At 62.0% G+C, this 15,095-nt stretch carries 15 protein-coding genes and 1 riboswitch; of the genes, 7 read left to right on the top strand and 8 right to left on the bottom strand.

What is annotated here, in order from left to right; translation table 11 throughout:
• Positions 1-6: 6 nt before the first annotated feature.
• The gene (locus EKK30_RS11420; RefSeq protein ID WP_290984902.1) at positions 7-339 is read right to left on the bottom strand and encodes an HU family DNA-binding protein; all 333 of its coding nucleotides are present in this window, start codon (positions 337-339) and stop codon (positions 7-9) included.
• Between the two features lie 227 nt (positions 340-566).
• Positions 567-1,343 carry an SDR family oxidoreductase gene (locus EKK30_RS11415; protein ID WP_290984899.1) on the bottom strand — a complete coding sequence of 259 codons (777 nt, stop codon included), beginning with the start codon at positions 1,341-1,343 and terminating at the stop codon, positions 567-569.
• Positions 1,344-1,498: 155 nt separating this feature from the next.
• Here EKK30_RS11415 and EKK30_RS11410 point away from each other — a divergent pair, with 155 nt between their 5' ends.
• Positions 1,499-1,825: a metalloregulator ArsR/SmtB family transcription factor gene (locus tag EKK30_RS11410; protein WP_290984896.1), complete on the top strand. Its 327-nt coding sequence runs from the start codon at positions 1,499-1,501 to the stop codon at positions 1,823-1,825.
• A gap of 77 nt (positions 1,826-1,902) precedes the next feature.
• On the opposite strand, the gene EKK30_RS11405 is transcribed toward EKK30_RS11410, so the two are convergent.
• Entirely contained in the window at positions 1,903-3,027 is a 1,125-nt protein-coding gene (locus tag EKK30_RS11405; protein ID WP_290984893.1) for a 2'-deoxycytidine 5'-triphosphate deaminase, read from the bottom strand.
• A 138-nt stretch (positions 3,028-3,165) separates the two neighbouring features.
• Positions 3,166-3,244: riboswitch (SAM riboswitch) on the top strand.
• Positions 3,245-3,314: 70 nt separating this feature from the next.
• Between EKK30_RS11405 and metZ the strand changes: the two genes are divergently transcribed.
• The 4 genes from metZ (at position 3,315) to EKK30_RS11385 (ending at position 6,926) form a co-directional block, all read left to right on the top strand.
• Positions 3,315-4,526, top strand: a complete 1,212-nt coding sequence (gene metZ, locus EKK30_RS11400) for an O-succinylhomoserine sulfhydrylase (protein WP_290984891.1) — start codon at positions 3,315-3,317, stop codon at positions 4,524-4,526.
• Between the two features lie 9 nt (positions 4,527-4,535).
• Positions 4,536-4,985, top strand: coding sequence for a Co2+/Mg2+ efflux protein ApaG (gene apaG, locus EKK30_RS11395; RefSeq protein WP_290984888.1), 450 nt, complete (start codon positions 4,536-4,538; stop codon positions 4,983-4,985).
• A 13-nt stretch (positions 4,986-4,998) separates the two neighbouring features.
• Positions 4,999-6,168 (top strand): acetylornithine deacetylase, encoded by a 1,170-nt coding sequence (gene argE / locus EKK30_RS11390; RefSeq protein ID WP_290984885.1) that lies wholly within the window; start codon positions 4,999-5,001, stop codon positions 6,166-6,168.
• A gap of 191 nt (positions 6,169-6,359) precedes the next feature.
• Positions 6,360-6,926 (top strand): EF-hand domain-containing protein, encoded by a 567-nt coding sequence (locus EKK30_RS11385; RefSeq protein WP_290984882.1) that lies wholly within the window; start codon positions 6,360-6,362, stop codon positions 6,924-6,926.
• A 25-nt stretch (positions 6,927-6,951) separates the two neighbouring features.
• On the opposite strand, the gene EKK30_RS11380 is transcribed toward EKK30_RS11385, so the two are convergent.
• The 3 genes from EKK30_RS11380 to EKK30_RS11370 are packed head-to-tail and all read right to left on the bottom strand — an operon-like array spanning position 6,952 to position 10,076.
• Complete coding sequence (locus EKK30_RS11380; RefSeq protein ID WP_290984880.1) at positions 6,952-7,914, bottom strand: Hsp33 family molecular chaperone HslO; 963 nt, start codon at positions 7,912-7,914, stop codon at positions 6,952-6,954.
• Between the two features lie 15 nt (positions 7,915-7,929).
• Positions 7,930-8,904 carry an ornithine carbamoyltransferase gene (gene argF / locus EKK30_RS11375; protein WP_290984877.1) on the bottom strand — a complete coding sequence of 325 codons (975 nt, stop codon included), beginning with the start codon at positions 8,902-8,904 and terminating at the stop codon, positions 7,930-7,932.
• Positions 8,904-10,076 carry an aspartate aminotransferase family protein gene (locus tag EKK30_RS11370; protein ID WP_290985296.1) on the bottom strand — a complete coding sequence of 391 codons (1,173 nt, stop codon included), beginning with the start codon at positions 10,074-10,076 and terminating at the stop codon, positions 8,904-8,906. The genes argF and EKK30_RS11370 overlap by 1 nt, the downstream gene beginning before the upstream one ends.
• 659 nt (positions 10,077-10,735) lie before the next feature.
• Here EKK30_RS11370 and EKK30_RS11365 point away from each other — a divergent pair.
• The gene (locus EKK30_RS11365) at positions 10,736-11,296 is read left to right on the top strand and encodes a GcrA family cell cycle regulator (RefSeq protein WP_290984874.1); all 561 of its coding nucleotides are present in this window, start codon (positions 10,736-10,738) and stop codon (positions 11,294-11,296) included.
• A 186-nt stretch (positions 11,297-11,482) separates the two neighbouring features.
• On the top strand, positions 11,483-12,472 hold the full coding sequence (ppk2, locus tag EKK30_RS11360; protein ID WP_290984872.1) for a polyphosphate kinase 2: 990 nt from the start codon (positions 11,483-11,485) through the stop codon (positions 12,470-12,472).
• Positions 12,473-12,490: 18 nt separating this feature from the next.
• Here ppk2 and EKK30_RS11355 read toward each other — a convergent pair whose 3' ends face one another.
• Both EKK30_RS11355 and EKK30_RS11350 read right to left on the bottom strand, forming a co-directional pair.
• Entirely contained in the window at positions 12,491-13,348 is an 858-nt protein-coding gene (locus tag EKK30_RS11355; RefSeq protein WP_290984870.1) for a hypothetical protein, read from the bottom strand.
• Positions 13,345-15,063 (bottom strand): AAA family ATPase, encoded by a 1,719-nt coding sequence (locus tag EKK30_RS11350; RefSeq protein ID WP_290984867.1) that lies wholly within the window; start codon positions 15,061-15,063, stop codon positions 13,345-13,347. The genes EKK30_RS11355 and EKK30_RS11350 overlap by 4 nt, the downstream gene beginning before the upstream one ends.
• Positions 15,064-15,095 lie beyond the last annotated feature (32 nt).

Raw genomic sequence — 15,095 nt, 5'->3', positions numbered from 1 at the left:
ATAGGCTTAGATCGACTCTTTCAGCTCTTTCGCAGCGCGGAAAGCGATCTTCTTCGAAGCCTTGATCTTGATGGCTTCGCCCGTGGCCGGGTTGCGGCCCATGCGCGCCGGGCGCTTGCGAACCTGCAGCACGCCAAGACCGCCGATGCGGATACGCGCGCCTTTCTTCAGGTGCTTGGAAATCTGAGCGACGAGGTCTTCGAGAAGCGCGACCGACTGCTTCTTCGGAATCTCATGCGTTTCTGCCAGCGTCGCAGCGATGTGCTTCAGAGTAACGGTATCAACTTTCGCTTTAACTGGTGCTTTTGCTGCCTTAGCCGGCGCGGCTGCTTTTGCCATTGTTTTCCCTCTCAATGCGATTTCGAATCGCTTTCCGATCAGACACTACATCGTCGAAGCCCAAAAACACGCTGTTTTGCGGCCTTTTTCGAATGAAGCCGCCGAAAAGAGCAGCATTTGTGGCCCGAATGCAAGCGCGACATTTGGCTTTCGCGCAAAAAAGACGCCAAAATCGCAGATTTTGGCGTCAGTTCGGGAGGGACGATGCGGAGAGAGGAGAAAAAAGGTCAGGCGAACGTGATCACGCTGCCGCCGGTGACATCGATTGTTTGCCCCGTAACCCAGCGCGAATCCGGTCCAGCCAGAAACGCAACGACGTCCGCGACATCGTCCGGCTGCCCGATCCGCTTCAGCGCCTGCTTGCTGATCGCGAATGCCTGACCCTCCGCGTTGTTCACGAAGTCGGCAGCCATATCTGTATTGATGACGCCCGGCGCGACCGTGTTGACTGTGATGCCGCGCGGGCCGAGTTCGACCGCCAACGATTTCGCTAGGTTGTCGAGCGGAGCTTTCAGCATCGAATAGGCGGCAACTGCCGGGAGCGGCGTGCGGACGACCCCTGAGGACGTCGAGATGATGCGGCCGTTGTCGCGCAGACGCTTCACCGCTTCTTGCGTGATGAGAAAGAGAGATCTGACGTTCACAGTGTAGATCTCATCGAGGATCTCTTCCGTCGTATCCGCAAAATTGACGAACGGCGCGATACCGGCGTTATTGACGAGAATGTCGAATTTCGTGTCTCCGGTCCGCTGCTTCAATTCCTGATCTACAGCGGCAAACAGCGCCTGAGCCGCGCCTTTCTTGGCTAGATCGGCGCCGACTGCGAAAGCATCGCCCCCTGCAGCCTTGATCTTTGCCACGACTTCTTCCGCTGGCCCTTTACTTTTTCCGTAGTGGACAGCAACGAGGGCGCCCTTCGCAGCCAGCGTCTCAGCGATGCTTCGTCCGATGCCACGGCTGGCTCCGGTGACGACGGCAATTTTTCCCGAAAGAGATTTGGACATGATCTTCTCGCAACATTTTGAACGACCGTCCTTCAGAGTAGGCCGGCCAATCGGATGGCAGGCGCCCCGGACAACAGGCAGATAATGCCTAAGTTCCGTAGTTCAAGATTTTCGAACTATTGAAAGTTCACTTTTCCGTGGCTATCTCTGTGCCTATGCAGAGGCCATTTGTTCATCCAGCGGTCGAGGACGTGACCCTCGAGAGCATCCTTTATGCGCTCGCCGATCCGACGCGGCTCGAGATCGTGAAGAAGCTCGCGGGCGGCAGCTGTGGAATGAACTGCTCGATGGCGGCGCCCGCCGACTTGCCAAAATCGACGCAGTCGCACCATTTCCAGGTGCTGCGCGAAGCCGGGCTCATTCGCTCGGAGCGGCGTGGCACGGAAGTCGTCAATGCTCTGCGTTGCGCCGAGTTGGAAAAGCGCTTCCCCGGCGTGATCGCCTCGATCCTGAAGGCCAGCGAGAAGACGAAGAAGCGCTGACCTCAGTTCTGCCGGCGCGCGGAACGCAACGGGGCCGGCCGTGGCGGCCGGCTGCCCGTGGGGGAGACCGCCGAGGCCTAACGAAAATGCTTCGACAGCTTCAGGCCCTGGCCCTGATAGTTGGATTTCAGCCCCTGGCCATAGAGCGTCTTTGGCGTTTCGATCATGCGTTCATAGATCAGCCGGCCGATGATCTGCCCATCTTCGAGAATGAACGGCACCTTGTGCGAACGCACTTCGAGCACAACGCGCGAGCCATTTCCTCCCGCCGCCGCATGCCCGAAACCAGGGTCCATGAACCCCGCATAGTGCACGCGGAATTCGCCGACGAGGGGATTGAACGGCACCATTTCCGCCGCATGCGTCGGCGGCACGTGCACGGCCTCCTTCGACGCCAGGATATAGAATTCATCCGGGTCGAGGATCAGCCGGTGCTTGTCCTTGACGAAAATCGGATCCCAGTAATCTTCGAGTGGATACGCGCCGATGCGATCCACATCGACAACGCCCGTATGGCGGCGCGCCCGAAAGCCGACGAGCCCCTTGTCGTCACCCGCCAGATCAACCGTCAGCGCGATGCCGCCGGAAATGTCGGCGTTATCCGCCGAGACCAGCCGCTCGCGCGACTGCAGCTCGCGCAAGACATCGTCGCTATCGGCCGCCGGTCCGTTCCGAAAGCGGATCTGCGACAGGCGGGAGCCTTTGCGCACCACGATCGGAAACGTCTGCGGACAGATTTCCGCATAAAGCGGGCCTGCATACCCACGCGGGATTTGGTCAAATGCGCCAACGCCGTCGGCAATGACGCGCGTGAATACGTCGAGCCGGCCCGTCGAGCTTTTCGGATTGGCTGACGCTTCGACATCCGGCGGCAACGCCAGCGTTTCGAGCAGCGGCACGATATAGACGCAGCCCGTTTCCAGCACCGCGCCTTGGCTGAGGCTGATCGTATGAAGGGCAAGATCATCGAGCTTGCCCTGCACCCGTCCGCCCGGACGTGGCAGAAAGCTTGCGCGGACGCGGTAGGCGACCGCACCGAGCCTCAAGTCGAGGCTCGCAGGCTGAACCTGCCCCTCGGCCGCCGGCTCAGCCAGCATGACTTCGCCATCCGCAATCATGCGCGAAATGCTTTGCGACGGCAGAATACCGATGACGCGCTCGGGACGCTTCTGCGTCCCGACTATCTTTTCAGGTTTGCTCATTCGTTTCGGCACGGCCCCCTCGGAGACGGTCTAGAGCAGCCACGAACCTTCGCCAAGGGCGACAGAGCCCATGATACACCCTTTGCGCCCTTGCGAAGGGCGCCTCTTGACGCCATGCGCCACCGGCGCTAAGCCCCAACCACTTTCCGTGGTCCTTTGGCCGGCCGGCTTGCAGCCACGTTAAACAAGTCGCTAAAGAGGCCGTGTGCGCACCCGGTTTCCCGCGCCCGGCCTTTCGTCAGCCGGCGCATCGGACCGGGATTTTTGTTGCACGAGAGACCAAGCCCATGGCGAACGACGAAAAATTTCCAAACAACAATCCGGCCTGGCGTCCAGAAACTGCGCTCGTGCACGCGGGTATCACCCGTTCGAACTGGGGCGAGACGTCGGAAGCCCTCCACCTGACGCAAGGCTTCGTCTACGACAGCGCCGAGCAGGCGGAAGCCCGCTTCAAGCAGGAAGATCCAGGCTTCCAGTACACGCGCTTCGGCAATCCGACGATCTCGATGTTTGAGGATCGCTTGAAGATCTTCGAGGGCGCAGAGGAATGCCGCGCGACGGCAACCGGCATGGCGGCCGTCACCGCCGCTGTCCTGTCGTATGTAAAAACCGGCGATCACGTCGTCGCCGCCCGGGCGCTGTTCGGTTCCTGCCGCTACATCATCGAGACGTTGTGTCCGCGCTTCGGCATCGAAGCGACGCTGATCGACGGCAAGGACCTCGATGCCTGGAAATCGGCGATCCGCCCGAACACCAAGATGTTCTTCTTCGAGACGCCCTCGAACCCGACGCTGGAGCTCGTCGACATCGCCGCCGTCGCCAAGATCGCCCGCGACAACGGCATCATCAGCATCGTCGACAACGTCTTCGCGACGCCGATGCTGCAGCGTCCCCTCGCCTTGGGCGCGGACATCGTCGTCTATTCGACGACCAAGCACATCGATGGCCAGGGCCGTTGCCTCGGCGGCGCCGTGCTGGGCAAAACGGAATTCGTCGGCAAGTACGTGCAGGAATGGCTGCGTCAGACCGGCCCCTCCATGAGCCCGTTCAACGCCTGGGTCATGCTCAAGGGTCTCGAAACGTTGCCGATCCGCGTCAAGGCGCAATGCGCGACGGCCGCCTCGATCGCCGATACGCTGTCGGGCTTGAAGGGCGTCACCCGCGTGATCTACCCCGGCCGCGCCGATCATCCGCAAGCGGCCCTAGCGGCAAAGCAGATGCCGGGCGGCGGCCAGATGGTCGCTTTCGAGGTCGAAAACGGCAAGCAAGGCGCGTTCCGGTGCCTTAACGCCCTGCGTTTGATCCGCATTTCCAACAATCTCGGCGACGCCAAGAGCCTCGTGACGCATCCAGCCACAACGACGCACTTTAAGCTAACTCCAGCACAACGCTCGGAACTCGGCATTAGTGATGGTATGATCCGTCTTTCGATCGGGCTTGAAGCGGCCGAAGATTTGGCGGACGATCTTGCGAAGGCGGTCAAGACGGTTACGGGGTGACGGGACATCATGAGTAAAAGTACGCCGACATCGACGTCGAAGAGGGCGGCAGCTGCTGCCTTCCAGCCTTACGAAGCGACCACGCGGGGCATCCGCATCCGCGTCGAGCCCAAGTACATGGAAGATCAGTCGTCGCCCGAGGACAGCCATTTCGTCTGGTCGTACGCGGTCGAGATTTCCAACGACGGCAGCGAGACGGTTCAGCTCAAGTCGCGCATGTGGCGGATCACCGACGCACACGGCCGAACCGAGGAAGTACGCGGCGCTGGCGTTGTCGGCCAGACACCGGTCATCGAACCCGGTAAAGCCTTTCACTACACGTCCGGCTGCCCGTTGAAGACGCCGCAAGGCATCATGGTCGGCAGTTATCAGATGTCGGACGAAGCCGGACAGTTGTTCGACGTCGCTATTCCCGCGTTCTCGCTCGACAGCCCGTATACACGCCGCAGCATGAACTGACCGGCACCAGCCGATGAGCGCAGCACCAGGCCCGATCTATACGCCCGTCGAACTGCTCGCGCGCTTGGTTTCCTTCGATACGACAAGCTCGAAGAACAATCTGGGCCTCATTGCTTTCGTCGAGGACTACCTGGCGCAACATGGCGTCGCCTCGCGCCGCATCGTCAGCAGCGACGGACAGAAAGCGTCCCTCTACGCCACGATTGGACCGGCCGATGAGGGCGGCGTCGCGCTGTCCGGCCACACCGATGTCGTGCCTGTCGAGGGTCAGCAATGGACCAGCGATCCCTTCACGCTGCGCGCCGACGACGGCAAGCTCTATGCGCGCGGCTCTGCCGATATGAAGGGCTTTCTTGCCGCCGCGCTGGCCGCTGTGCCGGACTACAAGACGCGCCGTCTCAACAAGCCCATCCATCTCGCTTTCTCATATGATGAGGAAGTTGGTTGCATCGGCGTTCGCCCGATGATCGCCGAACTCGGCAAGGACTTGCCGAAGCCTCGCATGGTGATCGTCGGTGAGCCGACGAGCATGCGGGTCGTCGATGCGCATAAAGGCCCTGTGCGTTGGCAGGTGGACGTCAAAGGCCGCGCTGCCCACTCCAGCATGGCGCACCTCGGCGTCAACGCCGTCACTTACGCCACGCGTCTCATCAGCGAACTCGAGCGCATCGAAGAAGAACTGAAGCAGCGCGTGCTCGATGTCCGCTTCGAGCCACCCTATTCGACGCTCCAGGTGACGACGATCGAGGGCGGCACCGCCACCAACATCGTGCCGGTCGCCTGCACGTTCGTTTTCGATATCCGCGCACTTCCCGGCCTAGAGCCGGACGAGATCGAGACGCGGTTGCGGCGCTACGCTGAAAAGCGCTGTCTTCCCGAGATGCACGCGATTGCCCCCGAGGCCGACATTCACATCGAACGCGTCAACGCCGTTCCCCCGTTCGGCGCCGAGCGCACGTCCGAAGTCGTGGCGCTGGCTCTGAAACTCACGGGCCAGAATGAGACCTACGGCGTCTCGTACGGAACGGAAGCGGGCCTTTTTCAGGAAGCTGGCGCCCCTGCCGTCGTCTGCGGCCCCGGAAGTATCGCCCAGGCCCACACTGCCGATGAATGGATCGACGAAAGCCAGATTGCTCAGTGCATGCTCTTCCTCGATCGCCTCGGCGACTGGGCCGAGGGCTGACGGTCAGGAAAAAGTCGACGTTGGTGCAAGGACTTGACCGCGTCTGGATACCGTGTGGCGTTCCCGTGACACTCTCCGCGACAAGTTGAGCGAACGCACGACTTTTTGCAGCAACCGCCGTGCTTCCGACTCACTCTTCGGCATACCAATTCGATCCGAGCTGCCGAGCCTCGCAATCATTAGAGACGCCAATGTCCATTCGCCGTCCCCTGCTGCCAGTTGCCGCCTGCGCGATCTCCGCCGGCCTGGCGCTTTCCGCTTGCTCGACAGCATCCGTGCCGACCATCGGCTCGATCAATCCTTTTAGTAGCGGCAGTTCGATCTCTGAAATCGACCGCGCCTATTTGCAGGCGGCGGGAAGTTGGGATCTCAATCACGACAACGTCGTGACCTGCAATGAATGGAAATCTTACGCCGAGGATCTGTTCAACAGCGCCGATACCGACCACGACGACTCGCTGGACGCCACCGAGTGGCAGAACCTGACGAAGATCGACAAGATGTTCGTCACCGCCGATCTCAAATACTTCGACGCCAACGGCGACGGTAAGGTCACGCGCCAGGAATTCGTCGACAAGCCCAACCCGGCGTTCGTGCTGATGGACAAGGCCGGCAAGTGCTCGCTCGATGCCAATCAGATCGCGAGCGCGCGCTCGAAGACCGAGTACGATCTCTCCGGCAACAAGCCGCAGAACAGCGACCCGCGCGAACAGGGCGGTGACGTCGGTAAGGCTGCAAACGGTGGACTTGGACGCTGATGCTTTTTACTCAGGAAGCCACCGCTCAGCGGCTCGCTTCCTGCAGTTCGTCGAGCGAGAAGACATAGCGCGCGGTACAGAACTCGCATGTGACGACGATTTTTCCATTGTCGTCGCGCATGTCTGAAAGTTCGCCCGCGCCGAACGCCAACAGAACATTCTCCACTTTCTCGCGGCTGCAGCGGCAGAATGCTGAAAGCGGAATGATGCGCTCGACCGACACCGCTTCTTCGTGAAACAAACGCAGCAGAAGCCTCTCGACCGTCAGCGCGGGGTCGAGCAGTTCGTGATCTTCGACGGTTGCTGCCAGCATCTCGACACGCTTCCAGGCATCGTCGCTGACCTCCGGCTCGTCGTCCGGCGAGGCACCGAGACTTTGGACCATCAGGCCGCCAGCGCGCCGATGCCACCGCGTTTGCGGCTGCGGCTCCTTCCTGGAACCAACGTATTGCTCCGCGACCGCCGAACGAATGAACGTCGGTAGATTCTCGCGTTGCTGGAAATAAGCGGCCACCGTCGCTGACAACGGCGCATCCTCGAACGCGAGGACACCTTGATAGCGTTCCTCGCCTGGTCCGGAATCGAGCGTAATGGCGAGATGTCCGTCACCCAGCGCCGCTGAGATGTTCGCCCGCGCCGATGCCTTCGCCAGCTCTTCCAGCTTCGCCCCGTCGTAACGGGCGTAGCCGCGCAGCTTCCCGCTTGCCGCATAATCTGCAACCAGGATCGACACGGCTCCGTTCGATCGCATCATCAAGTTGAGGTTGCCGCCCTGCGGCAGCGCCGAACCGCAGAGCGCCGCGAGCGCCAGCGCTTCCGACAGTGCGCGCCCGGGAAGATCCGGCATCGCATGCGGAGCTACGATCGCGTCGAGCGCCGCCCCGAGTCTCACAAGGCGGCCACGAATGTTCGAGTTCTGCGTGCGAAATGCGACGACGACATCATCCGAGGGGATCTGAGGCCGCCCCGGCGGAACATCAACCGGCATCGGAGGACCTCTCCATCAGGCGCCGAAACACCACGCAAGAATGGCTTTCTGAGCGTGCAAACGGTTTTCAGCCTCGTCGAATATAACCGACTGCGGGCCTTCGAGCACGTCCTCCGTCACTTCATGCCCGCGATAGGCGGGCAGGCAATGCATGAAGATGGCGTTCTTCGCGGCCTTGCGCATCAGCTTCTCATCGACCGCATAGGGCGCGAGCATCTTCTTGCGCTCGTCCGCATCAGATTGCCCCATCGAAACCCACGTGTCGGTGACGACGCAATCGGCACCTTTCACTGCGCGCTCAGGATCGGTGCCGATCTCGACATCGCCCTTCTCGCGCTTGACCCATTCGACCGCTTCGTCTTCGGGAAAGAGCGCCTTCGGGCAAGCCAGACGCAGCTTGAAACCGAAGCGCACCGCCGCATGCATCCACGAAACGGCGACGTTGTTGCCGTCGCCGACCCAGGCGACCGTCTTGCCTTCGATCGGGCCCAAATGTTCTTCGAACGTCTGGATATCGGCCATCACCTGACAGGGATGGCTCTTTTCCGTGAGTCCATTGATGACAGGGATCGTCGCATACTTCGCAAGTTCGAGCAGCGTCGCATGCGCGTTGGCTCGGATCATGATGCCGTCGACGTAGCGCGACAGCACGCGCGCCGTGTCCGCGACCGACTCCCCGCGACCGAGCTGCAGATCCATGTGATTGAGCGTCAGCGCGCCGCCGCCGAGCTGGCGCATCGCAATGTCGAACGACACACGCGTCCGTGTCGATGGCTTCTCGAAGATCATCGCCAGAACGATATCTTCGATATGCTTCGGCCGGTAATCCTTCGGCACGCGCTTGCCGGCCTTCTTCATCGCATGCGCCGCATCGATGATCCGCCGCAGCGTCTTGCTGTCGAGATCGCAGATGTCGAGGAAGTGCCGGGGAGACGGTGTGGAGGCCATGACGTGCGGAGCTTTCTCGAGCTCTTGCGTTGAACTGGGCATTACGATGTTTCCCGAGCAATGCGCGTCAGTGCGCGCGACAGAGCCATGAGGCCCTCGGCAATATCCTGATCCGTTGCGATCAAGGGCGGCAGGACGCGCACGCAATTGTCGCCAGCGCCGACGAGCAACAGCTTTTCCTCGTTCGCGGCCTTCACGACCTGAGCAGGCGTGATCTGCGCCTTGAGTTTGAGGCCCATCAGAAGTCCCACGCCCCGCACCTCTTCGACGAGGTCGGCGTGCTGATCCTTGAGCCCTTCGAGACCCTGCTTCAGATGCAAGGTCTTGCTTCGAACCGCTTCGAGGAAGTCCGGCTCGGAAACAATGTCGACCACGGTCGAAGCGACCGCCATGCCAAGCGGATTGCCGCCAAACGTCGACCCATGCGTGCCCGGCGTCATCCCCTTGGCGGCTTCCTCGGTCGCGAGCACCGCGCCGACCGGAAAACCGCCGCCGAAGCCCTTGGCGATCGCCATGACGTCCGGCGTGATGCCCGCCCACTCGTGCGCGAACAGCTTGCCGGTCCGGCCCATGCCGGTCTGGACCTCGTCAAGAATGAGCAGCAGCCCGTTCTTGTCGCAAAGGTCGCGAACAGCCTTGATGAAATCCGGCGTCGCGGCTCGAACGCCGCCTTCGCCCTGGATAGGCTCCAGCATGATGGCAGCCGTCTCCGGTCCGATCGCGGCCTCGACGGCATCGATGTCGTTGAGGTCGACATGATCGAAGCCATCGGCCGTCGGGCCGAACCCTTCGAGATACTTCTCGTTGCCCGCCGCGGCGAGCGTCGCCAGCGTGCGGCCGTGAAAGGCGCCCCGAAACGCAATGATCCGCTGCCGGTGCGGCTGCCCTGAAACGAACTGATAGCGGCGAGCGACCTTGATGGCGCCTTCGCACGCCTCGGCCCCGGAGTTGCAAAAGAAGACCTTGTCGGCAAACGTCAGCCGCGTGAGCTTCGCGGCAACGTCTTCCTGCCCTTCCACGCGGTAAAGGTTTGACGTGTGCCAGAGTTTCTCGGCCTGCGCCTTGAGCGAGGCGACGAGTTGCGGATGCGCATGTCCAAGTGCGTTGACGGCGACGCCCGATCCGAAATCGAGGTACCGCGCCCCGTTGTCTGCGGTCAGCCAGCATCCCTCGCCTTTGACGAAGACGATGTCCTGTCGGGCATAGGTGCCCATCACGGCCGGCGACGGCCCGCTGGAAACGGCTGTGTCCGGAGCGCTACGGGGAGCTTTCCCCAGCGCAGCAGGGGAACTTGCCATGATGCGTGGATAACCCTGAGCAGAAAATCAAAAAGCCGCCCAAATCCGGCGGCTCGATCACAACCCCTGATACCTCTCCGGGCCGTTCCTGTCAATAAAAGCTCTGAGATGGCTGGATTGTAGGGCAGCGCCATACCTCAGAGGTTGCATTGACCCTCCCTATGCACCGAAATCCGACATATCCCCTGCCACGAATCGTCTGTGGCTTGGTCGCCACTTTTCCCTGTCAATACCCCTCTCGGCAAAGCTCCGGCTTGTAGGCGGGATTCAGCATGTTGTAATCTCCCCTTGTCAGGCCACGAGATATGGCGGCGCCAGCTGCTTTTCCTCTCGGTTGTGTATCGGCTCTGACCGCGCTCTGGGCACTCTGCTTGTTGGCAATGGCCCGCGTTTCTCGCGCGTTTCTGTTCTGCGTCTTCTCAAGTTTTTGCGTTTGTAACCGGTCGGGACCGTCGTCCTACGCCGTGCGTCGCGTTCGTTTCGCGCGCTTGGCTTGGGCTCGATTGCGGCCGGGTAATCGCGGGCACCGGGGGGTGTTCCGCCGCTGATGCGGCTCGAGAGGGAGCAATCGACCCATGTGGACTGATGAGCGCGTAGAGCTTTTGAAAAGGCTCTGGTCGGAAGGACTGAGCGCTAGCCAGATCGCCGGACGCCTAGGCAGCGTGACACGCAACGCTGTCATTGGCAAAGTCCATCGGCTCGGACTTTCCGGCCGGGCAACGACCTCGCGGATGAAATCGCATCGTCCTCGTACGCGTATGGCCAACGTGAAGCGGCCGGTGAAGCCGCGCTTTGCACAGACCGGCAATCCAGCCGTGCGCGCACTCTACGTAGACGCCGAAGCTTACGTGGCGCCTGCAGAAGAAATCGAAATTCCGCTCGCAGAGCGCAAGACGATCCAGACGCTGAGCGAGTGCAGCTGCCGCTGGCCGATCGGCGACCCGCAGACACCTGAGTTCCATTTCTGCGGACGCAACAAGGTGCCGTTGTTGCCGTACTGCGAAGTGCACGCCCGACGCGCGTTCCAGCCCGTCGCACCGCGCCGTCGCGAGCGTCCCGAAATCGAGGCACCGGTTTCCGCCAGCCTTCCAGCTCCCGCCATCGCCGGTTCGGACCCGACGAAACAACGGGCGTGATCCCATTAGTCCGCTGACCAGGCTGGGGGGCAGGGTCGGCGGCAACTCAGGAAAAGCCAGCAGGCGCGGGGGGCGACTGCTGGCTTTTCCGCGTTTGGACGGCATTGACTATCCGGCATGCCAGATTTCGGACGCCCGATCCCGTTGTGCTAGGCTGACAGCGCCCGCAATCATCCGGAGAAGGTAATGGGTAAGAACAAGCATAAAGACAAAAAGCCCGAAGCCTCTGAAGTCGGCCCCATGCCTGATGATGCCGCCACTTCGATTTCTGCCCGCGAGGAGCATGGCTCCGACGACGACACCGCTTCAGGACGCGGCCTTCCCAAAGGCTTCTCCCTCGAGGATCCGAAGTTGCCGAAGGAGATCGAGGACGCGGCCATGCGCTCGGGAGGATATCCTTACGACAAGCGCCTGAAACGCGAAGAGTACGAGAAGCAGCTTCTCGCGCTGCAGATCGAATTGATGAAGCTGCAAAGATATAATCTCAAGGTCGGCAATCGCATTCTCTGCCTCTACGAAGGCCGCGACGGTTCTGGCAAGGGATCGTGCATCAAGGCCTTCAACGAGCACATGAACCCGCGCAATACCCACACCGTGGCGCTATCGAAGCCCACCGGGACCGAGCGCGGCCAACTTTATTTTCAGCGCTACGCTGTGCATCTGCCGACGGCAGGCGAAGTCGTGCTCTTCGATCGTTCCTGGTACAATCGCGCCGGCGTCGAGCGCGTGATGGGCTTCTGCACCGAGGATCAGCTTGCCGTCTTTCTACGGGAGGCACCCGAATTCGAAGGTTTGCTCGTCCGCGACGGCATCAAGCTTTTCAAATTCTACCTGACGATCGGCCGCGAGATGCAGCTCCTCCGCTTTCACGAGCGCGCTCAAGACCCCTTGAAGCAATGGAAGCTGTCTCCCGTCGACCTCGCCTCATTGTCCCGGTACGACGCTTACACTCACGCGGAAATCGAGATGTTCCGCTTCACGCACACGGCGATCGCCCCCTGGACGGTCGTGCGCGCCAACGATCAGCGCCGCGCGCGTCTCGAAACCATCCGCCATGTCCTGCTTTCCATCGACTACGATGGCCGCGACCTCGACGCCATCGGTACGCACGATCCGAAGATCATCGGCTCGGGCCCGGATTTCTTCCATCCGCAGGTCGCGTCGAAAGCAAGTTGAGGCGCGCAACGATCGCCGTCAGCGCACGAGCAGAATGGGCGCGCGCGCCACGATCGACGCGCGCGAGAGTTCACGCCCATCCGCGACGGCCGATCCGCCAAACACCGCAATGACGAGGCTCGGCTTCAGCCGCGCGACGAATTCCGTCAGCGCTTCCGGCACGCCGTAGGTCGGCCCCATGTCTTCGAACACGACCGGCACATGAAAGTCAGCGGCGACGATCCGGGCTTGCGCTTCGATCTCAGTATATGCCTCGGCGGTATCGGCGCCGATCACGACGTGGACCGGCCCGCGTGGCCCAGACAAACGCTCGGCTGCACGCAACATTGATGTCAGACGCTCGGCGTCCTCCGCGATCACGACGACGCGCGGCTGTTTCGATCGCTGCTGACCGCAGAGCAGAAATCCCGTGGCGCCACTGACGTTCGCGAGCAGGGTGCCAATGATGGTATCGCCGCCCGTCACCGGCATGCGCGCGAGCGCCACGATGTTCCAAGGTCCCCGCTCGAGGCACATCTCCGAGATGCGGTCGACCGCATCTCCTGCTGCAAGCGAATGTCGAACGCGAACGCCGTGGGCAGCGCCTGCATCGTCCACGGCGCGTCGGCAGCGCCCAAGCAGCAGGTCGAAACGCCGGTCGTACGCTGTCGGATCGCGGCGCACCGATGTTCCGGCTGGCGCGATGAGACGATAGGGAACCTCTTCGGTGAGCTCCCCGCTTTCATCGGCGACCACGATCGTTTCGATTTCCGCGCCATAAGCGGCGGCAAGCTTCAGCGGCGCTTCGAGCCGGGCGGCTGGATAATCGGATTCGGGATCGAGCCAGAGGACGACCCGCCCGCTCAACTCGGACGCTTCGGCGACATGCGCGATCACGGCGTATCGCCGTCGGCCCGCCGCGACAGCGCCTCGTTGAGATCTTCGACCCTGATCTGCGAAGCCGAACGATCGGCGGCGACGGCATCCGCTTCCTGCAAGAGATGCAAAAGCTGGATGCCCGCGAGCGAAACGCGGCCACCGCCGCGTCGCACGGCATCCTTATAGATCACCGGCGCGACGGCGGTGTTGATCGGCCGAAGACCATGGTCCTGCGCGAGACGCGCGGCCCCACGCGAGAACTCTTCTTCGCTGAGTTCGGCAAGAGGCACGGTATCTACGAGCTTCGCGATGTGCGGGAAATGCCGGCGAATGCCCGGTTCTATCGCTTCGAGCTTCGACCACGATTGTGCGTCTGAGACGAGCACGACAGTCGCCGCAAATGGAACAGGATCGACCTTGATGCCGACGCCATGCGACGTCACCGGGACGATCTGCTTGTTCCGCATTGCCGCGCTGAGCGCGAGCCATGCGCCCGGATCGGCCGCGAGCCGCCAAGCTTCGACGATCACGATACCGGAGCCCGCCCGCATCAGATGGCCGGGCAGCAGAACCGGAAGCCCATGCGCATCGCGGCTGATTTCACCAAGCAGATCTTTCGCCGATGTCTCGCGCGCGACGACAACACGGCTCGGAACGGTGGGATCGGTCAAATAGATGTCTTCCGAATCCAGGAAGATGACTGGGGAGAAGGCATCGGCGCCCGCGTGCCGCACAGCTTCGGCGACGAACACGTCTTCGATAGCATCGAGAGCCAGTCCGATCGACAGCCCATCCGCGTAGGCGTGCCTGACGGCCGCAAGGCCCGGGCGCACCGCGCGCACTGCAGCTTGGCGCACGAGCGCGTCGTGCTTTTCGCTTGCTTCGAAATCGGCGTCCGGCAGCCGCGCAACGATCGTCTGCAACTCGTCTTCGAGCACGGTGATTTTTGCTTCGACGTTGCGCTTGAGCGCTTCCGGCAGTGCCCGAAACACGTCGGAGCGCACGACGCGGCCTTCATGCATCGGCGCGAGCACGTAACCGTCGAGCGATTTGACGACCGCAATGTTCTGTGCTTCGGCGCGCCGGCGAATGGGCTCCACCGCCCTCTCGCTGCGATAGCGCATGTCTTCTTCAAGAAGATCGAGACTGATGCGATGCTCTTCGCTTTTCAAATAGCGGCCGAATGCGGCCCGCGCCTTATCGATCGCGATACGCACGTCGCGGCGAAACCGAGGCCCCTCGCCCGGTGGCAACTCAAAACCTTTGGCGCGCGACGGCGCGAACGGATCGACGACATATATCCAATCGACGCTCGGAGCGCGTTCGATTTCGGTGCCGAGCGCTTCGGCAAGCTCGAGCCGGCCGGTGCCGGGCTCTCCCATGATCAACAAATGCTCGCCGCGACCGGCTCCAAGCGCTGCGCGGATTTTCGCAACGGCGCGCTTCTGCCCGAAGAAATGCGGCTGTTCCGCAGGCTTGATCTGCGACGGCTCTTTCGCGACGACAGCCTTCGCGGTCGCTTCCTTCGCAACCTTCGGCTCTTTGCCGTCGTCGCGGCCGGCGCTGCCCGCCACATCGGCAAGACGATCTGCAAGCCTGCTCGTCACGAGCGTCACCACGTTCGTTGCCGTCTCGGTCGCTGCCGCGACTGCCGTAATCGGAGGCGGCGTTTCAGCTTCAACAGCGACCGGCGCCTCGACCTTCTTCTCCGATCTGTTGCGCCAGAAAACCATGCGCACGCTCTCCCCCCGGGACCCTGACCCCA

This window comes from Hyphomicrobium sp., assembly GCF_003987855.1.
Classification (GTDB): Bacteria; Pseudomonadota; Alphaproteobacteria; order Rhizobiales; family Hyphomicrobiaceae; genus Hyphomicrobium_B.
This window is presented reverse-complemented; position numbering and strand designations above follow the sequence as displayed.